Origin of the sequence: Drancourtella sp. An12, from assembly GCF_002160935.1 — a bacterium.
In the GTDB taxonomy this organism is placed as follows: domain Bacteria; phylum Bacillota; class Clostridia; order Lachnospirales; family Lachnospiraceae; genus Sellimonas; species Sellimonas catena.
Map to the genome: position 1 here is coordinate 193,060 of NZ_NFLO01000003.1, position 25,602 is coordinate 218,661.

The following is a 25,602-nucleotide window of genomic DNA, read 5'->3' on the forward strand; positions in this document are numbered from 1 at the left end:
TCACTTTTCAGATGATAGAGCAGCGCCCTTTATTTACTTCATACATTCAACCAGATTAGTCGTACTGATTCATCCATTTGATGAGTTCTACGCAGTAATCATCATGTCTGTCAACAAAACATGTATGTCTTGCACGTTCCCAAAGGATCCATTTAGAATTCGGGATTCTGTCTGCCATGGTCTTAGCTACAAGCGGAGAACAAAGATCTGAAATACCACTGCAGATCAGAGAAGGAATCTTGATCTGGTCAAGTTTGTCAATGTATTCAAAGTCTTTCAGTGTTCCTGTAGGTGCGAATTCGTTTGGTCCCCATCCTTCAACATAAGACTCAGAACCTGATTTTTTCGGTCTTGTACAGCACTCCGGAGCATCTTCTCCAATCCAGTAGTTGCAATATCTATCCATGTATTCTGCAACTGCAGCATCGTAAGCCTCTCCTGTGAAATCACCTGTTTCAAGAGCATGGTTAATTGCATCCTGCATATCCTGCGGCATCATTTTGATCCGGCGCAGACCTTCTCTTTCCCAAAGAGAGCTGCTTGGGTGACCACTTGAAATGATGAAACTCTTAACACCCTTCGGATCATAGTCAACTGCATATGCGATCTGCATCATTCCGCCCCAGGACTGTCCGATGATGTGGCAAACATCTAAGTCAAGATGTTTTCTCAGAGCTTCCAGCTCGTCTAACCATACTTTCTGGTTCCAAAGTTCCGGATGTCCGTCCAGATAAGAATTTCCGCATCCGATCTGGTCGTACATAACGATCATACGATCATCATCGTCTGCAACATTGTCCAGAACTTCGAAATAGTTATGAGTAGACCCCGGTCCTCCGTGAAGACAAATCAATGGTGCCTTTCCATTATCTTTTCTTTCCCCAACAATTCTGTAATAAGTCTGATAACCTAAGTACGGCATGTAGCCTTCTGTAATTTTTGCCATGATTATCCCCTTTCTGACATTTTTTTCACTATCTTTAAGTATAATACATTTTGCGAAAAAATGAACCCTTTTTTGTAATTTTTTTGAATTTTGTTAATATTATCCAAAATCATATCCCTGTACCATACAAGATAACCGAATATGAATTGGTGTATTTATAGGTGATTTCTATAAAGCAAATATCTTTTTCTGCTTTATGCTGCCCTGATGGATATTTTTTTGTCAAGTGAAACATTAAGACTGCCTGATTATTTTTCACTCAATAGAACCACCTCTGATCAGATTATACAGTTCAAATTGTACGAAAAATGCTCTCTATCTTCCGGAAGAATCAACTCCTTCTTGCTGTCCTTTTCTGTAATTGGCCTTACCGGTCTGCACGGATTACCAAATGCAAGATAATTATCCGGAATATCTTTTGTCACAACACTGCCTGCGCCAATCACGACATTATTTCCTATATGCACGCCCCCTATTACAACCGTATTACATGCAATCCAGACATTATTACCGATATGAATTTCGTCCGCATATTCTGCCATCGTTGTCTTTCCATCTTCGTCCAGCCCCATCCTCTCCTGAGCAATAAGAGGATGAGAAGTAGCCATCAAAGAAACATTCGGGCCAAAACAGACATTGTCACCAATGAAAATTTTTCCATCATCCATAACCGTCAGATTAAAATTAGCAAAAAAATTTTCCCCGATAAAAGTATGACATCCATAATTAAACTGCACAGGGCCCTGAAAATAAAACACATTTCCCACTTTTCCCAGAATATCGCGAATCACTTCATTTCTGTCGGAATCAAACTCGTCCATCATATTATATTTCTGACATGCAGCATGAGCTTTGTGCTTGATATCCTTCAGCTCCTGTTTTCTTGGATCAAACATTTTCCCCGCAAAAATTTTCTCTTCCTCTTTCATATACCTTCCTCATTTCTTTTTTACTAATTCTTATATTAGCAGAAAGTCCTCCAAACTTCTACAATATTACATCCGCTGATTTTCTCTCCTACAATTCCTGTCTTTGATGTAAGATTCCTTAACCGCTTCTCTCGTCTCCCGGTCTCAACGTTTTAAATGGCCGGTAAAGAATTTCGGCATTTTCTCCCATATTCCGTCAAGCGAGAAAAGAGCCAGGCCCCTGTCTGCAAGGGTTCCTGGCTCTTTCCTGCTTATTTCATTACAATATTGATGATTCTTCCCGGTACATAGATTTCTTTTACGATATTTCCGGTCAGTTTTTCTTTAATTGCTTCCTTGCCGGCAGCAATCGCTTCGTCTTTTCCTGCTTCTGCGGAGATTGTTACAACAGCTCTTGTCTTGCCGTTGATCTGTACAGCCACTTCGATTTCATCGTCTTTCATCGCTTCTTCATCATAGGTCGGCCATCCTGCATGGAATACGCTTCCTGCGTGTCCCAGCTGCTCCCAGAGTTCTTCGCCCATGTGCGGTGCGAACGGTGCAAGCAGTACTGCGATCGTGGAAAGTGTCTCTTTATCAATTCCGCCTTCTTTCTTGGCAAGATCGATAAACTTGTTGTTGTATTCCATGAATCCGGAAATTACCGTATTCAGGCTGAAGCTTTCCAGACGTGTTGTAATATCGTATACCATCTTGTTACGGAGTTTGAGCATCTCCTTGGATGGTGTTACGTCTTTGTCTTTGTTGTCCATTACAAGATTCCAGAGCTTGTTCAGGAAACGGTATACCCCGTCGATTCCTCTGTCATCCCACTCCGCATCCAGTTCCGGCGGTCCAACGAAGAGTTCGTACATTCTCAGGGAGTCGCATCCGTAATCTCTTACAAGATCGTCCGGAGATACGACGTTTCCTTTGGACTTACTCATCTTGATTCCGTTCTTTCCGGTAATCATACCCTGGTTGAAGAGCTTGATAAACGGCTCATCAAAATCGATCACGCCGATGTCACACAGGAACTTCGTATAGAAACGGGAGTACAGAAGATGAAGTACCGCATGTTCCACACCGCCGATATACATATCAACCGGAAGCATAGCGTCAGCTTTTTCTCTGGAAACCAGTTCTTTATCATTGTGCGGATCTACATAACGCAGGAAGTACCAGGAGGAACCTGCCCACTGAGGCATGGTGTTGGTCTCTCTCTTGGCCGGCTTTCCACAGACCGGACAGGTTGTGTTAACCCAGGAATCAATCGCAGCAAGCGGAGATTCTCCTGTTCCTGTCGGCTCGTAGGACTCTACATCCGGCAGTGTCAGTGGAAGCTGATCCTCCGGCACCGGTACAGCGCCGCAGTCCGGGCAGTGTACAATCGGGATCGGTTCTCCCCAGTATCTCTGGCGGGAGAATACCCAGTCACGCAGTTTGTAGTTGACGGTCTTTCTTCCGATACCGCGCTCTTCGATCATCACCGGAGCTTCCTTTTTCAGAACAGCGGATTCCATGCCGTTCCATTCTCCGGAATTGATCATGGTTCCGGATGCCTCTGTGTAGGCTTCTGTCATATTTTCAATTTCTTTTCCGTCTTTGGCGATAACCTGAATGATCGGAATGTTGAATTTTGTTGCAAATGCAAAGTCACGGTCATCATGTGCCGGTACGCACATGATTGCTCCGGTACCGTAGTCAGCCAGTACATAATCAGACAGCCAGATCGGCACCTTTGCTCCGTTGATCGGATTGACCGCGTAGCTTCCTGTGAAAACTCCGGTTTTTTCCTTATCCTGAAGGCGGTCAACATTAGACTTCATGGAAGCGTCGTAGATATATTTCTCCACTGCTTCTCTTGTCTCATCGGTTGCAAGTTCTTTTGCAAGAGCATGCTCCGGAGCCAGTACCATAAAGGTTGCGCCGTAAAGTGTATCCGGTCTTGTTGTGTAGACAGTGATCTTTTCATCTCTTCCATCCACCGGGAACTCTACCTCGGCACCGTAGGATTTACCGATCCAGTCTGTCTGCATCTTCTTAACCTTCTCCGGCCAGTCCAGTTTGTCCAGGTCGTTCAGAAGTCTCTCTGCATATTTGGTAATCTTGAGCATCCACTGACGGAGGTTCTTCTTTGTTACTTCCGTACCGCAGCGCTCACATTTTCCATTGACAACTTCCTCGTTTGCAAGTCCGGTCTTACAGGACGGGCACCAGTTGATCGGGAACTCTTTCTCGTAAGCAAGGCCGGCCTTAAACATCTTTACAAAAATCCACTGAGTCCATTTGTAGAAGTTCGGGTCTGTCGTGTTGACCTCTCTGTCCCAGTCGTAAAGAGCCGCGATCTCATTGATCTGTCTCTTGATATTCTTTACATTTTCCGCTGTGGACTTTGCCGGATGAACGCCCATTTTGATCGCGTAGTTTTCTGCCGGAAGTCCGAATGCATCCCATCCCATCGGATGAATGATATAGTATCCCTGAAGCAGTTTGTAACGGCTCCATACATCGGAGATGACATATCCTCTCCAGTGTCCGACATGCAGACCGTTTCCTGACGGATACGGGAACATGTCGAGGCAGTAATATTTCTCATGTTTTCCTCTCTCATCTTCCTGCACATTCACCGGATGCTCTTCCCAGTGTGCACGCCACTTTTTCTCGATTGCCTTGTGATTATAAGGTGTCGGCATCTTTGATTTCCTCCTTACATAATATAGTAACCATTTTATGCTTTCTTTTATACCCGCAAAAGCTTCCTGACAGATCCATTAGATTATCTATAGAATAAAAAAACTTCCGTCTCTGAACATATCCAAGAGACGAAAGCCATGAAAGCCCACGCGGTACCACTCTTCTTCGCCCGTCCGCAGACCGGCGCACTCTCATCTGTAACGGGAATACCCGCTTCCGGCTACTAGAGTTCACCAGAAGAACTCCGAGGCGAGTTGGGAGTGTCTGTCCTGCTGCCTCGCACCATACGGCAGCTCTCTGAAAAAACATCGGCTCTTACTATTCCTCATCTGACGTTTTTCTCTGTACTTTTTTATACCTGTTCATTTTACTCATATCATCTCCCTTTGTCAAGATTTCCACCTTTTTTCCTATAATTTTTCCATATTTGATTTTTTCTGGATTTATTGGAATGTTTTTCGTTATTTTCATTCTTTTCGAGTTTCTTTTGTGGAATTTGACAAAAAAGGATTGTTTAAAATCCCTGATAGGTGTATAATAATCACAAGTCATTTCAGTACGAAAAATATATAGCTAAAGGAGATAATGCATATGGTTAATTTATTGACAGGCCCGAAAGGGAGCGGAAAAACACAGCAGATGATTGAACTTGCCAACAAAGCGGCAAAGGAGTCCGACGGACACGTATTCTTTATCAAAAAAAGCCACCGCGATACATACAGCTTATCTTTTGATATCCGTGCGATCTGCATGGATGACTATGAAGCGATCGACAATATTGATGCCTATCTTGGATTTATTTATGGCATGACAAGTGCAGATCACGATATTAAGGCGATTTTTATCGACGCTATTTTGAAACATGCACATATCTCTCTTGATGATATCCCGGAATTTGTTGAAAAGCTGAAGAAAATTTCAAAAGAGTGTGATCTTGATTTTTATGTAAGCATCAGTGCAGGAAAAGATGATCTCCATCTTGTAGACGCTGAGGGCTGTACTTATCTGAACTGATAATGCCGGCTGACGAACTGCTGCCACAAAGAGTCCTTACCTGATCAGACAGCAGTTCGTTTTTAAAAACAAGGAGACGGTCGATATCGCGTCTCCTTGTTTTATTGCTTTTATTCTTCCTGCAAAGCAGTCCCGCTATTATTGTCTGTTTCTTCGGTCTCCTCTTCAATCGGATTCTTTTCTTCGCCGTTGAGGGAAAGTACCACATTGGTCTTTTCACCCTCCCGGTATTCCATCGTCACTTCCTGTCCAACATCATATTTGATGATATCAATAAAATCAACGACCGAAACATCAAAGATCTCATCCGAACCTTCTACCATCACGTAGAAGTGGGAATCTCCTTCCACAACGCCCTGAGCGATTCTGGTAATCGTACCGGTAATGGTTTTTGTTTCTTTTGCTGCGGCACTGTCATCTGTCTCGATCCCGTTCTCCCTCATCAGTTCAAGATAGTTTTCCTCGCACTTGCTGACGGTGTCCCCGATCGCCACGACCTGATATTTCTGAACATTGACCATGGCATATTTTTTCACAAGGCCCGCGTCATCTTTGAGCGCGATGAAGTATGTCGGCTCACCGGAAATATTCAAAAGCAGCGGAAATGTCGCCGTATAATGGAGATTCTGTACCTGGCCTTCCGCCGAGGACATGGCAGAATTCTCCGTCGCTCCTTCCACTTCATAGAACTTCGTCTCCATCGTCCTTTGATTCATCAGGACAAATCCAACGTTGGACTGGTCTTCATTGACCGATGTCACTCCGGTATATACCCAGACATCGTCATCAATGGCCAGATAGTTATATCCGTCTGTTGTCTTCAGGCAGTCTTTCTGGCTCAGAATACTGTTAAAGAATCCATGTTTGAGCGTTCCGTAATAGTCGTAGAGCTGGATCAGAAGATCCGGATCATAAGCGTGGTCAATCCACTCCGGCACTTCATCGATGGCATAGTCTGTCGTCTCTCCGGTAATCGCGTTGCAAAGCACAACCCGTCCTACCGTCTCGCCTCCAAACAACCCGATATTGAATTTCTTCACCGGAGCAACCCAGTACGGCACACCTTCATCATCAATCTCAAAACTCAGTTCTCCGAAAATATAGGTCGGATACCGGAAACGGAGATGTCTGTGGATATTCCGGTTAAAATATTCGCTGGTGGAATATTTCATTCCTTCATCGAGCATAACGAGTTCTGTAGACTGTGTTGTCATATCGATCCGGATATAGGCCGGAATTCCTTCAGACTGATTCGTAAACCACTTGATTACATTCGCATAGCGAAGCGGCGATACCCGGACCGGCTTGTCCTGATAGTTGATCTGGCTGTAGAGCTCATCCACTTCAAACTGGGACACCATGTCCACCATGCTTCCCATCTTTCTGTTTCCAAGAAGGGTTGCAGACTCCCGGTCCAGAAGCGGAATCTGGTCAAAGGAAAGTTCCTTGATATCTGTCTGAAAATCCCCTTCCTCCACAGTCAGGAGCTTCTGATACTTTTTCGCGTTGATGATCGGTGAAGAAAGGAGTGTTCCTCCAAGATAAATAACACCGATCAGCACAAAAAGACCGATCAGACCTTTTGCGATCCCGGACTGTTTGATCTCCTCTTTTCGGAACAGTTTTTTCTTTCCAATGTAGATAACCGCAAGAGCCGCAATCACCACAAGCAGGAAAGTCCAGAATCCCGCAGCATGGATATTGATAGCCGGAAGCTTCACATAGTAATAAATACCGGCAAGCAGAATCAGGCCAATTACAGTCAGAACTTTCATTTTTGTCTTTTTCATAGCTTCTCCTCTTCTTTATTTCATTGACTGGTTATGGTAAGCAATTATAACACTCTTTTCTTACGAAAACAAGGGTCCGGCCATACGCTCTTTCCCGCATAGCCGGACCCTCTCTTATGTACGTTCTTTCAAGGTACGATTATTCCTCTGCTGCTCTGTTTGCAATCTCTTTTTCCTGAACGTCGGACGGAGCCTGCTCATATCTTGCAAACTGATATTCATAAGTACCGCGTCCTCCTGTCATGGAACGGAGGTTCGTGCAGTATCCGTAAAGCTCCATCATCGGAACATCGGCTTCAATTGCCTGTTTTCCTCCGTTGACCGGATTCATGCCAAGCACACGGCCGCGGCGCTTGTTCAGATCACCCATAACGTCACCGGTATATTCATCCGGAACTGTTACCTTCAGGGATGCGATTGGTTCAAGAAGTACCGGAGATGCTTCCATGATTCCTTTCTTGAATGCCTGGATCGTTGCGGTCTTAAATGCCATTTCAGAAGAGTCTACCGGATGATAGGAACCATCGTACAGCGTTGCTTTCACTCCGACTACCGGATATCCGGCAAGAGGTCCTTTCTGTACAGCTTCCTGGAGACCTTTTTCCACAGCCGGGAAGTAGTTCTTCGGAACCGCTCCTCCTACGACTTTTTCTTCAAATACGAATGGCTCTTCCAGATCACCGGACGGCTCGAATGTCATCTTGACATGACCATACTGTCCGTGTCCTCCTGACTGTTTCTTATATTTGGAATCAATATCGGATTTCTTCCGGATCGTCTCGCGGAATGCTACCTTTGGTTTCTCAAGAGTAATCTCTACTTTATATCTGGAGGCGAGTTTGCTTGCAATAATTTCCAGATGCTGGTCTCCCATACCGTACAGAAGAATCTGTCTGTTTTCTGTATCATTGACAACCTTCATCGTCACATCTTCTGCCATCATTCTGGAAAGTGCCTGGGATACCTTATCTTCATCTCCCTTGGTCTTGGTCGTATATTTCATGTAGGTATAAGGCTGGGAATACTCGGTTTTTGCGTATGCAATCTGTGTGTTCTTTGTAGAAAGTGTATCTCCTGTCTTCGTAGTGGTCAGTTTTGCAATGGCCCCAATATCTCCTGCAAACAGCTCTGATACTTCAATCGGCTTATTTCCAAGCATCGTGTAAATCTTGCCCGGCTTTGCCTCTGCATCTGTGTCTGCATTGTACAGCACGTCATCACCTTTGATAACGCCGGAGCACACTTTGATGAAAGAATATTTTCCGATAAACGGATCCACCATGGTCTTATATACATATGCACTCTTTGCTTTCGCAAAATCATAATTTGCCTCATAGATGGCATTTGTTTTCCGGTTCATGCCGACACATTCACGGTTTGCCGGGCTTGGGAAGAACCGTACGATATCAGAAAGAAGGTTTGCAACCCCCTGTGCCTGAAGATTAGATCCCATTGCTACCGGAACGATATCTCCATCCATTACTTCCGTACGCATCGCGGAACGGATCTCCTCAATGGAAAACTCCTCTCCGGAAAGATAGCGGTCCAGGAATTCCTCACTGGTCTCTGCCACTGATTCCATCAATGCTTCTCTGTACTGCTGGAGATATTCCATACAGTAATCCGGGATCTCACATTCTTCCCTCTTTCCAATCTCTGTGTAGCGGCGTCCCGCATTCTTGATAATGTTAACGTATCCGACGAGCTTCTCGTTTTCACGGATCGGCATGAAGTGCGGTGCGATCACCTTCCCGTATTTTTCACGGAGTGTCTCCACAACCTGACGAAAACTTGCGTCGTCCACATCCATCTCTGTCACGTAAACCATACGCGGCAGATTGTATTTGTCGCAGAGTTCCCATGCTTTTTCCGTTCCGACCTCTACGCCCGCTTTTCCGGAAACAACAATGACTGCTGCATCCGCAACACTGACAGCTTCTTCCACTTCACCTACAAAGTCGAAGTATCCCGGTGTATCCAGCACATTAATTTTCGCTTTTTCCCATTCGATCGGGATCAGGCTCGTGCCGATAGAAAATCCGCGTTTCTGTTCCTCTTTATCGAAATCGCTGATGGTATTTCCGTCCCCTACTTTTCCCATCCTGTTTACCGCGCCTGATACATAGGCCATCGCTTCTGCAAGACTTGTCTTTCCGCATCCGCCATGACCTAACAAAACAACGTTTCTGATTTCATCCGTCCTGTAAACTTTCATATAGTGCTGCCTCCTTGATTTTCTAGCTCAAATTTTACCGTTCTTGTTTTAACAGTAATCATGGGTATATTGTACTAAATTTTTCGTAATTTTACAACTCTTTTATTGAATTTTCACAATGTTTCTATAACTATTCAGCCATGCGGCCTGTAACAATGAAAACCTGGCGCAAGCTTGCTTGCAGAAGGTTTGAGTTGTTTCAGGACATATGGCGTTTAGCCATAAGCGAAGATTCAGCTGCGTAAGCAGCGAAAAGCAGCGCGAGCTGCGAATCTAAGCTGCATGGCTGAATAGTTGACTATTACTTGAACATTTTGAATATGGATTCTATCAGATGTATTTTGACAAACATCTGAAAATCTTCTAAAATGGAAGAAATAACAAGATCAGGAAAGATGAGGACTTAATTATGAAAACAGGATTTATCGGGCTTGGATTGATCGGTGGTTCGATCGCAAAGGCCATCCGCCAGTATTTTCCGGAAAGTGAGATCGTCGCTTTTGATAAAAGCCGGGAAACACTGGCCCTTGCAACTGCCGAATCGGTCATCAATACGGCGGTAACAGTCATTGACGAAAATTTCAAAGGGTGTGACTATCTGTTTCTGTGCACACCGGTCATTTACAATTCTGCCTATTTAAGCCAGATAAAGCCGTTTCTCTCAGAGAAAACGATCCTGACCGATGTCGGCAGCGTCAAGACGCCGATCCATCAGGAGGTGGAAAAACTTGGGCTCTCCGACTTTTTTATCGGAGGACACCCGATGGCAGGATCAGAAAAATCCGGATATGTGAATTCCAAGGCGGTTCTGATTGAGAATGCCTACTATATTCTCTCTCCGTCCAGACCTGAACAGAAGGAAAAAATACAGGCCTTCACAGAGTTTATTCAGGCAATCCGTGCGATTCCGGTCACACTGGACTGCAGGACGCACGATTACATCACAGGAACGATCAGTCATCTGCCGCATGTAATCGCCTCCGGCCTTGTCAATTTCGTCCGGGATCATGATACGACGGATGAACTGATGAAACTATTAGCCGCCGGCGGTTTTAAGGATATCACAAGGATTGCATCCTCTTCCCCGACGATGTGGGAACACGTCCTTATGACAAACCGGGAAAATGTCTCCGAAATTCTCGGAAACTACATCAAGACACTGGAGGACGTCAAAAAGCTGATTGATGCGGGCGATTCCCAGGGAATCTACAATTTCTTCGACACTTCACGGAACTACCGGAATTCTGTTCCGGATATTTCCGCCGGACCGATCAAAAAGCTTTTTGCCATCTACTGTGATATCATCGATGAGGCGGGCGGGATTGCCACCATCGCAACCATCCTTGCCTCCAATAATATCAGTATTAAAAATATCGGGATCATTCACAACCGCGAGTTCGAAGAAGGTGTTCTCAGAATTGAATTTTATGAAGGTGCCGCTCAGGAAAAGGCAGCCCAGGTTCTCCGCAGACACCGCTATACGGTCTATGAGCGTTCCTGATAGCCGAAAATGATATAAGGGAGATTATTTATGAGACAGATCAAATCATCCTCTCCTCTGAAAGGAGAGATTACCATACCGGGAGATAAATCCATCTCCCACAGAAGCATTATGTTCGGAGCCCTTGCAAAGGGCGTGACCTCCGTCCGCCACTTTCTGGAGGGTGCGGACTGCCTTTCTACCATCGGATGCTTCCGTCAGATGGGAATTGAAATCCAAAAAGAATCTGACGGCCGGATTCTCGTCCACGGCAAAGGAATCCGCGGGCTTACCGCTCCTGCCGCCACACTGGATGTGGGAAACAGCGGTACAACTACAAGACTGATTTCCGGAATCCTAAGCGCCCAGAATTTTACTTCTGTACTTTCCGGAGATGCGTCATTAAATTCCAGACCTATGGGACGGATCATCCACCCGCTTTCCATGATGGGCGCACAGATCAAAAGTCTCCGCGGAAATGACTGTGCCCCACTTCAGATCGACGGTCGCATGGATCTTCACGGAATCCACTACGATTCTCCGGTAGCCTCCGCCCAGGTCAAATCGGCCATCCTCCTTGCAGGGCTGTATGCTGACAGAGAGACTTCTGTCCATGAGCCGGCTCTTTCCAGAAACCATACCGAGCTGATGCTCTCCCAGTTTGGAGCCGATCTTCATACAGAGATCCTAAAAGACGGCTCCGCCGAAATCCGGATTTCTCCATGTGAAGAGCTTTACGCCCAGGACATTCTTGTACCGGGCGATATTTCCTCCGCGGCCTATTTTATCGCTGCCGCCCTCTTGGTACCGGGATCAGAAGTTCTGATTAAAAACGTGGGGATCAACGAAACCCGTGCTGGAATTTTAAAGGTCTGCAAAGATATGGGGGCCGATATTACCTATCTCAATCAGAATCAGGGTGCGGGAGAACCGACCGCAGATCTTCTCGTACGCAGTTCCAGTCTTCACGGCGTCTGCATCGAGGGAACGGTAATCCCGACGCTGATCGATGAAATTCCGATGATCGCCGTCCTTGCCGCATTTGCCAAGGGCCAGACCATCATCCGCGATGCGGCAGAGCTGAAAGTGAAAGAAACCGACCGGATCCGGACCGTAACGGAAAATCTGAAGGCCATGGGCGCAGATGTCACTCCAACCGACGACGGCATGATTATTCAGGGCGGGAAACCGCTCCACGGTGCCGAAATCCACCCTTACATGGACCACCGTATCGCCATGGCATTTGCTGTGGCAGGACTTGCCTCTGAAGGGGAAACAACGATTCTGGAAGAACAGTGTGTCGATGTCTCCTATCCGGGATTTTTTGAAGCTCTGCACACACTTACCGTATAATCTTTCGAAAAGAAAGGGGTGTCTTATGATGACCAATGAAGAATTATTCGCCTCCATCTATACGCACGATACGATCTATCTGCCGCCAAGCGAACAGGACTGCGCGGCCTTGGAGGTTGCCCTTGGATGCAGCCACGCGAAATGCCGGTTCTGCGACTTTGCAAAGGACCCGTTCCAGATTCATTCCATGGAACAGATCCGGCGGAACATGCAGATCCTGGGCCGTTTCCGCCCGGATGCGTACCGGCTCTTTCTGCTGGGAGAAAACGCCTTTGTTCTCGATTATCAGAAGCTTTGCCAGATTTTTGATATGACAGATCAGTATATGCCGAATATTCACGAATTTTCCATGTATTCCCGCATAGACGACATTGCACGGAAAACGGATGAAGAGCTTCGGATGCTCCATAAGATGGGACTTTCCACCCTCCACATCGGACTGGAAAGCGGAAGTGATTCCATCCTGCTTGAGCAGAATAAAGGAGTCACCTCCATGGATATGCTTGTACAGCTTCGAAGGCTGGAGGCTGTGGGAATCGAATATTATGTCACCATTATTCTTGGACTTGGCGGGCGCCGTTTTTCCGTCCACCATGCCCTTGCCACCGCCCGGCTGCTAAACCAGCTGCACCCGGCGGATATCTGGTGTCTGAAGCTGAAACTCTGGCCGGACACCCCGCTTTATAAGGATGCAAAGAAAGGGCACTTCGACATGATGAACGATGCCGAGATGCTCTGGGAGGAACGGATCATGCTGGAAAATCTGACCGTCAAAGACTGCATGTTCCATGACACTACCGTCCTCAATACCTATACCATCCAGGGACGCCTTCCGGAAGAAAAAGCTTCTCTTCTGGATGCGATCGATATGCTTCTGGCATCCTGTGGATTTTAAATGTAAAAATGAAAACCAGGGAGAATAAACACATGAAACGGAATCCAAACGCCTGCTTAATCTGCGGCAAAGAATTGATTTATACAGAACACGCAAAGGAAATGGAATGTTCCATCTGTCATCAGACGTTTTTATCCAATGCCTGCTGTGAAGATGGACATTTTGTCTGCGATTCCTGTCACGAAGCAAAGGGACTTGAAGCCATCCGGGACTTCTGCCTTTCCACGGATCTGAAAGATCCGATTCAGATCGCACAGCAGCTCATGCAGAATCCTTTTATCTATATGCATGGACCTGAACACCATATCCTCGTCGGCTCCGCCCTTCTGACCGCTTATAAAAACTGTGGAGGCAGTATCGATCTTGAGGAAGCACTCTCTTTAATGGAAGAACGTGGCAAACAGGTGCCTGGCGGTGTCTGCGGCTTCTGGGGATGCTGCGGTGCCGGAGTCAGCACTGGAATATACTGCTCCATCCTCTCAAAGACAACTCCTCTTGCCGGTACTTCCTGGGGGCTTTCCAATCAAATGACCTCCAGGTCTCTGGAAAACATTGGAACTCACGGCGGTCCAAGATGCTGCAAACGGGATTCATTCCTTGCTATTTTAAGTGCAGTAGAATTTACAAAAGAGCATTTTCAGGTGGAACTCCCGGTTTCCTGCAGCATCCGCTGTTCTTTCCATGAAGAAAACGGACAGTGTCTGAAAACCCTCTGCCCGTTCTATCCACTTTCCTGATATGTAATCAAAACTTTTTCCATGCTCCCGGATGGAATAATAAAAGAAGCGGAAACAGTTCCAGCCTTCCGGCGAGCATGTCAAAGATCATAACGAGTGTCGTTCCATTGCTGAACGCACTGAAATTTCCTGTCGGCCCGACCATTTCAAGTCCAGGGCCGACATTATTTAATGTCGTTGCTACTGCTGTAAAATTTGTTACCAGATCGAAATCATCAATTCCAACCAGCAGTACCGAAAACGCAAAAATCAGAATATAAATAATCATATAGACATTTGCAGCCCTGAGTACTTCGTGTGAAATCAGCCGTCCGTCCATCTGAAGTTTCTTGACTCCGGTAGGATGTACAAGCTGGTTCAGTTCTTTTCTGATGGTCTTTCCGAGAATCAGAATACGGGATACCTTGATTCCTCCTCCGGTACTTCCCGCACATGCCCCTACAAACATCAGCATGACCAGAATGGTCCGGGGCACCTGTGCCCAGAGGTTAAAGTCTGTCGTTGCATACCCGGTCGTTGTAATAATAGATCCCACCTGAAAAGCAGAATGCCGGAAAGCCTCTTCTGCGGTCGGATAGGAAGACCGGATATACAAAAAGATCACAAGCACGGCCGCCGCAATGATCCCAAAATACCATCTGACCTCCTCGCTTTTTAATGCTTCTATCGGTTTTTTCAGAAGCAGAAGGAAATAAAAATTAAAATTAACACCGAACAAAATCATGAAAGTTGTCACTACATACTGCAGATACGGCGAATATCCGGCAAGACTGTCGTTCTTAATTCCAAAGCCGCCGGTCCCGGCCGTTCCAAATGTGATGGTAAGTGCGTCAAACAAAGGCATCTTCCCGATCAGAAGAAGTATGATCTGAATGATTGTCATGACAATATAGATCTGATACAGAACTTTTGCCGTACTCTTGATTTTGGAAGTCATTTTTGTGACGGACGGTCCCGGACTTTCCGCCCGCATCAGATTGATATTTTTTCCTCCGCTCAGCGGCAGAATCGCCATAATGAAAACGAGTACTCCCATTCCGCCGATCCAGTGGGTAAAACTTCTCCAAAAGAGAATACAGCGCGGCACTACCTCCACATTCGTCAGAACGCTGGATCCGGTGGTTGTAAATCCGGATACTGCCTCAAACAACGCTTCCACCGGATTTGGAATCACTCCGCTTATCACAAATGGTACCGCCCCCACGATGCTCAGTACAATCCATCCAAGGGCAACGCTGGCAAATCCTTCCCTGGAATGGAAGTCTTTGTTTTTGGGTTTCCGAACCGTCAGCGGTATTCCGATTACCAGTGCAGCTGCCATTGTAATCAAAAAAGAAATTCCGCATTTTTCCTGATAAATCACCGCCACAAGACAGGAAGGAAGCATAAACGCTGCTTCAAAATTCAGTATCCACCCTACGATATACATTACCATAGAATAATTCATAGTCTTTACTCCTTTTCCCCGTCTGGTCTCTCATTAATATTTCAGAATATCCGCAATGTCGTGAAGACCCTTGTGAGTTGTCACGATAATCACGGAATCCCCTACTTTCAGCATGTCCTGTCCACGGGCCATCTTCAGTTTTCCATATCTGCTGATATAACATACAAGCAGATGATCCTTTAACGGAAGATCCATAAGCCTCTGATTTGTGACACTGGAATCTTCCCGGATGACAAACTCCAGCGCTTCCGCCTGTCCGTCCAGGATTTTGTAAAGAGTCTCCACATTGCTTCCAAGGGAATTCTGCATCGCTCTTGTATAGCGGACAATGTGATCCGCCGCAAGGTTTTTCGGATAGATAACGCTGTCAATATCCAGTTCATCCACTACTTCCTCGAAGTGAATCCGGTTGACCTTGGCAATCAGTTTTGCGTTCGAGTATTTTCGTGCAAGCAGTGCAAGCATCAGGTTTTCCTCATCCATATTGGTCAGCGCCACAAAGGAATCCGCATGCATCAGACCCTCTTCCAGGAGAAATTCCTTGTCAGTTCCGTCTCCCTGAAGAATCGTAGCTTCCGGCAGCTGTTCACTGAGCATCTCACACCGCTCTTTATTCTGTTCTATAATTCTGACATCCACCCTCATTTCGAGAAGCTGCTTTGCAAGATAGTATGCTATCGTGCCCCCGCCTACAATCAGTGTACTTTTTGCCTGATGGGTCGGAATCCCCATTTTGCGGAAGAACTTTGCCGTCTCCTTCGGCACTGCCATCATGGATACCATATCGTTGTTCTTCAGAACAAAATCTCCGTTCGGGATCACAACCTGTCCCTGTCTCTCCACGCCGCAGATCATAATGTCACACTTCATTTTGGAAATAATATCCGCGACCTGAAGTCCATCCATATGGAGTTCCGGATTCATCCGGAATTTGATCATTTCCACCCTTCCTCTTGCAAATGTATCAACCTTCTTGGCGTACGGAAGACGAAGCAGCTGGGAAATCTCCTGAGCGGCCGTCAGCTCCGGATTGATAACAACCGACAGGCCCATCTGGCGCTTGATGAAGTTTACTTCCTTGCTGTAAATCGGATTTCTTACTCTCGCGATTGTCTGGCACTTTCCCGTCTTCTTCGCGATCAGGCAGCAAAGAAGATTCAATTCGTCTGAACCGGTAACTGCGATCAGAAGTTCCGCATCCATGACACCGGCCTCCACCTGTACCTGATGGCTGGCACCGTTTCCCACAATCCCCATCGCATCAAACTCTTCTTCCGCCTCTTCCACTTTCTTTTGATTCAGGTCAATAATCGTAATATTATGATTTTCAGAGCTAAGCTGGTCTGCAATTGTTGTTCCTACTTTTCCAGCTCCTACAATAATGATATTCATGATTCCTCCTGCGTAAACAAAAAAATTTTATATAATTTTTATGAAATCTTAATCATTATACTCCTTTTCCGCAGAAAAGCAATATCTTTCTCCAAGATTTTACATTGACCCGGACCGTACTTTTCTTTTCATGCAAAAAGACGCCTTCCGGCGTCTTTCTGCTATCATGGCTACACAATATAATGTTATTTGTTCAGTCCCATTTCTTCACGCACTTCGATGAAGCATTTTACGATGAAATCGATATCTTCTTTTGTATGGCTTGCACATACCTGTGTACGGATTCTTGCTTTTCCCTTCGGTACTACCGGATAGGAGAATGCTACGACATAAACACCTTTTTCCATCATTCTCTTAGCGAATTCAGCAGCTGTCTTCTCATCGTAGATCATAACCGGCACACATGGATGTGTTCCCGGAATAACGTCAAATCCATTTTCATCCAGTTTCTGGCGGTAGTAAGTAGTAACTTCCTCCAGATGGTCACGGAGTTCTGTGCTTTCGCTTAACATATCAAACAGTTCCATGCTTGCTCCGACAATTGCCGGTGCAAGAGAGTTGGAGAACAGATACGGACGGCTCTGCTGACGAAGCAGGTCAATAATTTCCTGACGTCCGGATGTGTATCCGCCTGATGCTCCGCCCAGGGCTTTTCCAAGTGTTCCCGTGATAATATCTACACGGCCTTCTACTCCACAGTATTCTGCTGTACCACGGCCTTTTTTGCCTACAAATCCAACTGCGTGGCTGTCATCTACCATAACAAGTGCATTGTATTTGTCAGCAAGATCACAGATACCTTTCAGGTTTGCGATGATACCGTCCATGGAGAATACACCGTCTGTAGCGATCAGTTTGATTCTTGCTCCGGCTTCATCTGCCTCTTTTAATTTTGCTTCCAGATCTTCCATATCATTGTTTTTGTAACGATATCTCTTTGCTTTGCAGAGACGTACTCCATCGATAATGGAAGCATGGTTCAGTTCATCACTGATGACTGCGTCTTCTGCTTTCAGAATTGTCTCAAACAGACCGCCGTTTGCATCAAAGCAGGAGGAGTAAAGGATAGTATCGTCTGTTCCAAGGAAATCAGAGATCTTTTTCTCCAGCTGTTTATGAATGTCCTGTGTTCCGCAGATGAAACGTACTGAAGCAACACCGAATCCTCTTTCATCATAAGTACGCTTTGCAGCGTCGATCAGTCTCTGGTTGTTACCAAGTCCCAGATAGTTGTTTGCACACATGTTGAGGTACTCTTTTCCATCTTCCAGAACTACTTTTGCTCCCTGAGGAGAGCAGATCGGAGCTTCCCCTTTGAAAAGGCCTGCTTCTTTGATTTCATCTACTGTTTTTGTATAAATGCTTAAAATATCATTTTTACGTGCCATTTGAATCTATCTTCCTTTCTTATTTTCGATCGCTTGCCTAGTCATTGATATGAGACCAGTCAAGTACTACTTTTCCTGAATTTCCGGAGATCATTGCCTCGAATCCTTTTTCGTAATCTTTGATGTCGAAGCGGTGTGTAATGATCGGGGAAATATCAAGTCCTGCCTGAAGCATTGTGGACATCTTGTACCAGGTATCCCATACTTTTCTTCCATAGATACCGCGGATATTCAGACCATTGAAGATTACTGTCTCCAGATCGACTTTCGTTTCTGTTCCCTGAAGTCCGAGAAGCGCGATCTTTCCGCCGTGTTTCATATTGTGAATCATATCAGAAAGTCCTGCCGGGCTTCCGGACATTTCAAGACCTACGTCAAACCCCTCTGTCATACCAATTTCTTTCATGACGTCTGTCAGTTTTTCTTCTTTTAAGTTTACTGTTCTTGTTGCCCCAAGTTTTGTTGCAAGATCCAGGCGATACTGGTTCAGGTCTGTAACAACAACGTGTCTTGCTCCTGCAAATTTTGCGATTGCCGCTGCCATAATTCCGATCGGGCCTGCGCCTGTAATCAGAACATCCTCTCCCAGCATATCATAGGAAAGAGCTGTATGTGTAGCGTTTCCGAACGGATCAAAAATCGCATACATCTCTTCCGGGATATTCGGATTGCACGGCCATACATTGGAAGCCGGAATTACAAGATATTCTGCAAATGCACCATTTCTGTTAACGCCAACACCTTTTGCATCTTTGCAGTTTTCCTTGTGTCCTTCCAGGCAGTTCCGGCATTTGCCGCATGTGATATGTCCTTCACCGGATACGAGATCTCCGATCTTGAATCCCTGTACTCCAGGACCTACTTCTACGACTTCTCCGACATACTCATGACCTGCTGTCAGTCCGATCGGAATCGTATGCTGTGCCCATTCATTCCACTGATAAATATGTACGTCTGTACCGCAGATAGCCGTTTTGTGGATTTTGATCTTTACATCATTTGGTCCTACTTCCGGAATCGGTACTCTTTTCATCCATAAACCTGCTTCCGGTTTCTCTTTTACCAATGCCCACATCATGTTATCGCTCATTTTTGAATTCCTCCGTTCTTTTGACAAACTGCCTAATTTCTATCTTAATAATACTCCCTCCTTTGTAAAATTTCAAGCATTTTTTCCGTCTCTGACAAACATTTTAATCTCACTTGTCTTTTTCTCGCATACAAAGACAGTTGTCTTTCTACAAAAGGCAAGTTGATTTTTTTCCGGATTTTCTCTTTTCTTTTTATAGATCTTTTGATATAATATATAAGCTGATTCTATCAGCGACTATGGAGATGTACTCAAGTGGTCGTAAGAGGTCGCACTCGAAATGCGATAGGTCCGCAAGGGCGCGTGGGTTCGACTCCCACCATCTCCGCTTTCAAAAAGCTCTCCGGCAGTTACAGTCCTGCCCGGGAGCTTTTTTCAGTTCAACGCATTAACTTGACGTTCCGTGCTTTCAGATTGTACCATATAGTACAGATCGAAACTTATCAAATCCCTGGAGGTACTATATTATGAAGAAAAAACTCTTGTCTTATCTCCTGATCGTAGTAGGAGGCACCATGACGGCTGCCGCATTTGGTCTCTTCGTACTGCCTCAGAATTTTGTGGCAGGAGGTGTGACAGGTCTGTCTGTTATTCTGCAGAACCTGCTTCCGCTCCCTCTGTCTGCGATTGTACTTTGTATCAATATCCTTTTGTTTCTTGTCGGATGGCTGTTTGCCGGGAAGGAATTCATTTTTAAAACATTGATTATGACTTTCCTGTTTCCGGTCCTTCTGGATGTCTTCTCCCAGATCGACCTGTTTCTTCCGTTATCTCAGGATCCTTTTCTGAGCAGCCTTCTTGCCGGATGTCTTCTTGGAATCGGAAGTGGCATTATCCTGCGGGCAAATGGTTCCAGCGGCGGATTTGACATTCTCGGTGTTGTTCTCAATAAGAAGTTTCGCATTCCTGTCTCTGTTGTCATGTATGTGTGCGACTGCACCGTGATTCTTCTGCAGGCAGTCTCAAAGCCACTTCTTCAGACAGTTTACGGAATTATTGTCATACTTGTTACCAGTATCATGGTTAATAAGGTCATCACCTACGGCCGTTCAGAAGTCCAGCTTCTGATTTTTTCTTCCGAGCATGAAAAGATCCGTCAGGAACTTCTTCATACCTTTGATCTTGGTCTGACTTTCCTTCAGGCAGAGGGCGGATATCATCTGGATCCATCCAAGGTGATCCTTACCATTCTGCCGTACCGGAAGATCAACGATGTAAAAAAGATGATTTATACGATTGATCCTACTGCTTTTACTGTCATCGACAACGTCAACTACGTTGGAGGCCGTGGTTTTACTATATCCAGATAGTATTTCCGGATCGTAAAGACTTTTTTAAGAGTTTCTTTCGTTTTTTAAGAATCCTTTTATCCGGCGTACACATTCCTTTCATATTTTTCCGGTATAGTATGTATTGTAATAGTTATTTAACTATGAAACCAAACATAAACCTTCCAACCCTCAAAAGAAAAAAACTGGAAGCAGAATCCAAAGCCCATAGATTTCTGCTTCCAGTTTTCTTTTTTTATACTGTCTGTTACCGGATCAGCATGGCATCCCCAAAGCTGAAGAAACGGTAGCGTTCTTTTACTGCTTCCTCATATGCATGAAGCACATGCTCCCTTCCTGCCAGTGCGCTGACCAGCATAATCAGAGTCGATTCCGGGAGATGGAAATTCGTCAGAAGGCAGTCCAGTACTTTAAATCGATATCCCGGATAGATGAAAATCTCTGTCCATCCGCTGCATTCTGAGAGTGTTCCGTCAGGTTTTGCCGCCGACTCCACCGTGCGGCAGCTTGTCGTTCCGACACAGATCACCCGGTGTCCTTCCCGTTTTGCACGATTGATCTTTTCTGCTTCAGAAGCCTCAATCCGGTAAAACTCCGAGTGCATATGGTGTTCCTGAATATTCTCCACTTTCACCGGGCGGAAGGTGCCAAGCCCGACATGAAGTGTCACATGAGCGATCTCGACACCGCTTTCTTTGATTTCTTCCAGAAGCTCCGGCGTGAAATGCAGGCCTGCCGTCGGAGCTGCCGCGGATCCGCTGTGTTTTGCATACACGGTCTGATAGCGGTTTTTATCCTCCAGCTGATGGGTGATATACGGCGGGAGCGGCATCTGTCCAAGCTGATCCAGAATCTCCTCAAAGATTCCTTCGTAGGAAAACTGAATCAGGCGGTTTCCTTCATCCACCACGTCCAGCACTTCTCCGATGAGAAGCCCTTCGCCAAAGCTGATTTTCGTCCCGGGCTTTGCCTTTTTTCCGGGTTTTACAAGGGTTTCCCAGATGTCATTTTCTTTTCTCTTTAAAAGCAGAATCTCGATCTTTGCATTTGTTCCCACTTTGGACCCGATCAGCCGGGCCGGAATGACTTTGGTATCATTGATCACCAGACAGTCTCCCGGCTCCAGATACTCTTTGATGTCCCGGAAGGTTCTGTGCTCAATCTCACCGGACTCCTTGTCAAGGACAAGGAGTCTCGAGCCGGAGCGGTCCTCCAGCGGGTCCTGCGCGATCAGTTCCTGCGGCAGTTCAAAATAAAAGTCTTCTTTTTTCATCATGATGACGATTCCTCTTTACTGTCTCAGTTCGATGCCCATGCTCTCCAGACCGTTGAGAATCTTTTTCATGGCTTTCGTCACGTCTGATTCCTCAAGTGTTCTGTCTTTCGCACGGAATACAATCGAATATGCGATGGATTTGTATCCTTCTTTGATCTGAGCGCCTTCATAAAGGTCAAACAGATTGTAGCTTTCCAGAATGTCTCCGCCTCTCTGCTCAATCATCGCCTCGATCTGCCCTGCAAGGATCTCTTTTGGAACTACCATACTGATATCTCTTGTCACAGCCGGGAATTTTGCGATTCCGCTGTATTTCCGGTCAAATGTTGCGCGTGCAACCACTTCCGGCATATCGATGACTGCAACGTATGCACGTCCGCCAATGCCATAATTGTCCGCAACTTCCGGATGAACTTCTCCAAGATAACCGACAACGGTTCCTTCATAAACAATATTTGCCTGACGTCCCGGATGCAGGAAGGATTTGCCCGCGTTCGGATCGTACTGTTCTTTTTTGCGCATGCCGATCTTTTCAAAGAATTCTTCCACAACACCTTTCATGCTGAAGAAATCGCCTTCTCCGTACATTCCAAGTGTAAACTGCATCCTCTCTTCCGGAAGTTCGGTAAGCGGCAGTGATTTCGGAAGATAAATATTTCCAAGCTCATAGAGTCTTACATCTTTGTTTCTCCGGTTATAGTTCGTTGCAAGGGAAGTCAGCATTCCGTTCAGGGAAATGGTACGCATAATGCTGTAGTCCTCTCCAAGCGGATTGGAAATCTGGATTGCCTGACGTTCCGGTGCATCCTTAGGAAGCAGGAGTTTATCAAATACTTTCGGACTCTCGAAGGAATATGTCATACCCTGGCTGAATCCGCAGAACTCCGCGATTTCTCTTGCGGAAGCTTCGATTCTCTGCTTGAAGGAAAGCTTTCCTGTTGTCGCTTCTCCCTTCGGAAGGGTAGTCGGAATATTGTCATAGCCGTAAAATCTTGCCACTTCCTCTGCCAGGTCCGCAAGGCGGAAAATGTCATGGCGGAAGGTCGGAGCCACGATTTCGTTTGTCTCTTCATCGTAGGCAAGTTCTACTTTTGCAAGGTATCCGATCATCTCTTCTTTAGAAATATCTGTTCCAAGAAGACGGTTGATGGCATCTGCATCAAACGGAACACGAACAGGCTCTTTTACCTTTCCATATACATCTACAGTTCCTCCGACTACTTCACCTGCGCCCATCTCTTCTACGAGTTGGCATGCACGGTCGATCGCTGCCTTTGCATTGTTCGGATCCAGTCCTTTTTCAAATTTTCCGGATGCATCGGTACGCAGTCCTACACGTTTGCTGGACTTACGGATATTTGTCCCGTCAAAGCATGCTGCCTCAAACAGAACAGTGTGCACGTGATCTGTGATCATGGAATTTTCGCCTCCCATGATTCCGGCGATTCCGATGGATTTTTCGCCGTCGCAGATCATCAGTACGTCTTTGTCAAGGTGTCTCTCCTGACCGTCCAGTGTCGTGAATGTCTCACCGTCTTCTGCATTTCTGACAATGATTTCTTTTCCTGCGATGGTATCCAGATCGTAAGCGTGCATCGGCTGTCCGTATTCTTCCATCACGTAGTTTGTGATATCAACAAGATTGTTGATCGGGCGGATTCCGACAGATGCAAGTCTTCTCTGCATCCACTTTGGAGACGGTCCGATTTTAATATTTTTTACGACTCTTGCGCAGTATCTGGAGCAAAGATCCTGATTCTTGACAGTCACTTTGATATAGTCAGAAGCATTCTCCTCATTTCCGGTCTCTTTAACAACCGGCGGATGGAAGCTCTTTCCGAATGTCGCCGCTGCTTCTCTTGCGATTCCGATCACGCTGAAGCAGTCCACACGGTTGGATGTGACTTCATATTCAAATACCGCATCATGAAGTCCAAGTACTTCAATGGCGTCTGCACCGACTTCCACATCATCCGGGAAAATATAGATTCCGTTTTCCGGTGCTTCCGGATACATTTCTTTTGTAGAACCAAGCTCTTCGATGGAGCACATCATGCCGTAGCTGTCCACTCCGCGCAGTTTTCCGGCCTTGATTTCAATTCCGCCTTTCGTTTTACTTCCGTCGTGTCCGCCTGCTACACGGCCTCCCACGAGAACAACCGGAATTTTCTGTCCTTCTTCCACATTCGGTGCTCCGGTTACGATCTGAATTGTCTCGCTTCCGATATTCACCTGGCAGATTACAAGCTTATCCGCATCCGGATGCTTTTCGATCTTCTCAATCTGCCCTACCACGATCTTGTCCAGATCTTCATCCATCTTTTCATATCCCTCCACCTTGGTACCGGACAGTGTCATGGCGTCTGTGTATTCCTGCTCTGTCACGTCCAGATCCGGGACATATGCTTTAATCCATGATAATGATGTATTCATGATCTTTTTTCCTCCCTTATCCTAGAACTGCTTTAAGAATCTGATGTCGTTTTCGTACAGCAGTCTCATGTCGTCGATCTCATATTTCAGAAGGGCAATTCTCTCAAGCCCTACACCGAATGCGAAACCGGTATATTCATCCGGGTCAATTCCGCACATTTCCAGCACGTGCGGGTGTACCATTCCGCAGCCAAGGATCTCGATCCATCCGGATCCCTTACAGAAACGGCAGCCCTTTCCGCCACATTTGAAGCATGTCACATCCACCTCGGCGCTTGGCTCTGTGAACGGGAAATGATGCGGACGGAATTTTGTCTTTGTCTCCGGTCCGAACAGCTCTTTTGCGAAAACTTCCAGCGTTCCTTTCAGATCCGCAAAAGAAATATTTTTATCTACTACAAGTCCTTCGATCTGATGGAAAGACGGAGAATGCGTTGCATCCACCTCGTCAGAACGAAATACCCGTCCAGGAGAGATCATACGGATAGGAAGTTTCCCCTGCTCCATGACACGAGCCTGTACCGGGGAAGTCTGGGTTCTGAGCACGATATCCTTATTGATATAGAATGTATCCTGTTCATCTTTTGCCGGATGATCTGCCGGGATGTTGAGCTTCTCAAAGTTATAGAGATCGTATTCGATCTCCGGTCCTTCGACTACTTCATATCCCATACCGATGAAGATCCGCTCTACCTCTTCCTGGGCAATAGTGTTCGGATGACGGTGTCCCACTACATTCTTTTTGGATGGAAGCGTAACATCGATCACTTCAGCTTTTAATTTTTCTTCCCGGATCTTTGCATCCATCTTTTTCTTTGTCTCATCCAGAATACCTTCGATTTCCTGGCGGACTTCATTGACCATCTGTCCGACTTTCGGACGTTCTTCTGCCGCTACATCTTTCATTCCTTTGAGAACTGCTGTCAGTTCTCCTTTTTTACCTAAAAACCTGACACGTACATCATTTAATTTTTCCGGCACATCTGCAGACTGGATCTGCTTTAATGCTTCTTCTCTGATGCTCTGAAGCTTTTCTTTCATGATTTTCCTCCTTTACTCATCAACCAAGGCAGCCTGTACCGAACAGAAGGCTTTTCGTATTCAGGAAAGTCCACTCCTTTCCGGTAAACAAAAAAACTCCGCCCCAAAAAGGGACGGAGAATCAATCCGCGGTACCACCCTGATTCCTGCCGTCAAAAGGCAGGCTCTCTTGTATGCGTAACGTGCACTACACGTCATTTCTTACTCTCTG

Annotated in this window: 19 protein-coding genes, 1 tRNA gene and 2 other annotated features (1 of these 22 only partly in view); of the genes, 7 read left to right on the forward strand and 13 right to left on the reverse strand. The window is 45.9% G+C overall.

Annotation, left to right across the window (positions count from 1 at the left end; genetic code table 11):
* Positions 1–55: 55 nt before the first annotated feature.
* The 4 genes from B5E64_RS05025 to B5E64_RS17970 form a co-directional block, all read right to left on the reverse strand.
* The gene (locus B5E64_RS05025; RefSeq protein ID WP_087167430.1) at positions 56–946 is read right to left on the reverse strand and encodes a proline iminopeptidase-family hydrolase; all 891 of its coding nucleotides are present in this window, start codon (positions 944–946) and stop codon (positions 56–58) included.
* A gap of 278 nt (positions 947–1,224) precedes the next feature.
* Entirely contained in the window at positions 1,225–1,875 is a 651-nt protein-coding gene (locus B5E64_RS05030) for a sugar O-acetyltransferase (RefSeq protein WP_087167431.1), read from the reverse strand.
* Between the two features lie 251 nt (positions 1,876–2,126).
* Positions 2,127–4,550 carry a leucine--tRNA ligase gene (leuS, locus tag B5E64_RS05035; protein WP_087167432.1) on the reverse strand — a complete coding sequence of 808 codons (2,424 nt, stop codon included), beginning with the start codon at positions 4,548–4,550 and terminating at the stop codon, positions 2,127–2,129.
* 122 nt (positions 4,551–4,672) lie between these two features.
* Positions 4,673–4,893: a binding site (T-box leader), on the reverse strand.
* Positions 4,870–5,022 (reverse strand): hypothetical protein, encoded by a 153-nt coding sequence (locus B5E64_RS17970; RefSeq protein ID WP_158099245.1) that lies wholly within the window; start codon positions 5,020–5,022, stop codon positions 4,870–4,872. (Overlaps the previous feature by 24 nt.)
* A 120-nt stretch (positions 5,023–5,142) precedes the next feature.
* On the opposite strand from B5E64_RS17970, the gene B5E64_RS05045 reads away from it, so the two are divergent.
* A complete protein-coding gene (locus B5E64_RS05045) occupies positions 5,143–5,565 on the forward strand; it encodes a hypothetical protein (RefSeq protein WP_087167434.1) in 423 nt (140 codons plus the stop codon).
* A 110-nt stretch (positions 5,566–5,675) separates the two neighbouring features.
* Here the strand turns inward: B5E64_RS05045 and B5E64_RS05050 are convergent, their stop codons facing one another.
* Together B5E64_RS05050 and B5E64_RS05055 are read right to left on the reverse strand one after the other, a co-directional pair.
* A complete protein-coding gene (locus B5E64_RS05050) occupies positions 5,676–7,355 on the reverse strand; it encodes a hypothetical protein (RefSeq protein WP_087167435.1) in 1,680 nt (559 codons plus the stop codon).
* Positions 7,356–7,494: 139 nt separating this feature from the next.
* The gene (locus B5E64_RS05055; RefSeq protein WP_087167436.1) at positions 7,495–9,570 is read right to left on the reverse strand and encodes an elongation factor G; all 2,076 of its coding nucleotides are present in this window, start codon (positions 9,568–9,570) and stop codon (positions 7,495–7,497) included.
* A 409-nt stretch (positions 9,571–9,979) separates the two neighbouring features.
* Between B5E64_RS05055 and B5E64_RS05060 the strand changes: the two genes are divergently transcribed.
* From B5E64_RS05060 to B5E64_RS05075, 4 genes are read left to right on the forward strand one after another with little or no spacing between them, the layout of a single operon-like run.
* The gene (locus tag B5E64_RS05060; protein WP_087167437.1) at positions 9,980–11,071 is read left to right on the forward strand and encodes a prephenate dehydrogenase; all 1,092 of its coding nucleotides are present in this window, start codon (positions 9,980–9,982) and stop codon (positions 11,069–11,071) included.
* Positions 11,072–11,101: 30 nt separating this feature from the next.
* Positions 11,102–12,403 (forward strand): 3-phosphoshikimate 1-carboxyvinyltransferase, encoded by a 1,302-nt coding sequence (gene aroA / locus B5E64_RS05065; RefSeq protein ID WP_087167438.1) that lies wholly within the window; start codon positions 11,102–11,104, stop codon positions 12,401–12,403.
* Positions 12,404–12,428: 25 nt separating this feature from the next.
* On the forward strand, positions 12,429–13,298 hold the full coding sequence (locus B5E64_RS05070) for a radical SAM protein (protein WP_242960090.1): 870 nt from the start codon (positions 12,429–12,431) through the stop codon (positions 13,296–13,298).
* Between the two features lie 32 nt (positions 13,299–13,330).
* Positions 13,331–14,035, forward strand: coding sequence for a DUF5714 domain-containing protein (locus tag B5E64_RS05075; RefSeq protein WP_087167440.1), 705 nt, complete (start codon positions 13,331–13,333; stop codon positions 14,033–14,035).
* A 7-nt stretch (positions 14,036–14,042) separates the two neighbouring features.
* On the opposite strand, the gene B5E64_RS05080 is transcribed toward B5E64_RS05075, so the two are convergent.
* The 4 genes from B5E64_RS05080 to tdh all read right to left on the reverse strand — a co-directional run bounded on the left by B5E64_RS05080 (position 14,043) and on the right by tdh (position 19,337).
* Positions 14,043–15,482, reverse strand: coding sequence for a TrkH family potassium uptake protein (locus tag B5E64_RS05080; RefSeq protein ID WP_087167441.1), 1,440 nt, complete (start codon positions 15,480–15,482; stop codon positions 14,043–14,045).
* Between the two features lie 33 nt (positions 15,483–15,515).
* Entirely contained in the window at positions 15,516–16,874 is a 1,359-nt protein-coding gene (trkA, locus tag B5E64_RS05085; protein WP_087167442.1) for a Trk system potassium transporter TrkA, read from the reverse strand.
* A 185-nt stretch (positions 16,875–17,059) separates the two neighbouring features.
* Positions 17,060–18,262, reverse strand: a complete 1,203-nt coding sequence (locus B5E64_RS05090; protein ID WP_087167443.1) for a glycine C-acetyltransferase — start codon at positions 18,260–18,262, stop codon at positions 17,060–17,062.
* 37 nt (positions 18,263–18,299) lie between these two features.
* Complete coding sequence (gene tdh / locus B5E64_RS05095; RefSeq protein WP_343215524.1) at positions 18,300–19,337, reverse strand: L-threonine 3-dehydrogenase; 1,038 nt, start codon at positions 19,335–19,337, stop codon at positions 18,300–18,302.
* Positions 19,338–19,593: 256 nt separating this feature from the next.
* Here tdh and B5E64_RS05100 point away from each other — a divergent pair.
* Positions 19,594–19,680: transfer RNA gene (locus B5E64_RS05100), tRNA-Ser, on the forward strand.
* 139 nt (positions 19,681–19,819) lie between these two features.
* Complete coding sequence (locus B5E64_RS05105; RefSeq protein ID WP_087167445.1) at positions 19,820–20,662, forward strand: YitT family protein; 843 nt, start codon at positions 19,820–19,822, stop codon at positions 20,660–20,662.
* A 226-nt stretch (positions 20,663–20,888) separates the two neighbouring features.
* On the opposite strand, the gene queA is transcribed toward B5E64_RS05105, so the two are convergent.
* The 3 genes from queA to pheS are packed head-to-tail and all read right to left on the reverse strand — an operon-like array spanning position 20,889 to position 25,391.
* Positions 20,889–21,914, reverse strand: a complete 1,026-nt coding sequence (gene queA / locus B5E64_RS05110) for a tRNA preQ1(34) S-adenosylmethionine ribosyltransferase-isomerase QueA (RefSeq protein ID WP_087167523.1) — start codon at positions 21,912–21,914, stop codon at positions 20,889–20,891.
* Positions 21,915–21,932: 18 nt separating this feature from the next.
* Positions 21,933–24,350, reverse strand: coding sequence for a phenylalanine--tRNA ligase subunit beta (gene pheT, locus B5E64_RS05115; RefSeq protein WP_087167446.1), 2,418 nt, complete (start codon positions 24,348–24,350; stop codon positions 21,933–21,935).
* A 21-nt stretch (positions 24,351–24,371) separates the two neighbouring features.
* The gene (gene pheS / locus B5E64_RS05120; RefSeq protein WP_087167447.1) at positions 24,372–25,391 is read right to left on the reverse strand and encodes a phenylalanine--tRNA ligase subunit alpha; all 1,020 of its coding nucleotides are present in this window, start codon (positions 25,389–25,391) and stop codon (positions 24,372–24,374) included.
* A 106-nt stretch (positions 25,392–25,497) separates the two neighbouring features.
* Positions 25,498–25,602: a binding site (T-box leader), on the reverse strand; it runs 122 nt beyond the window's last position.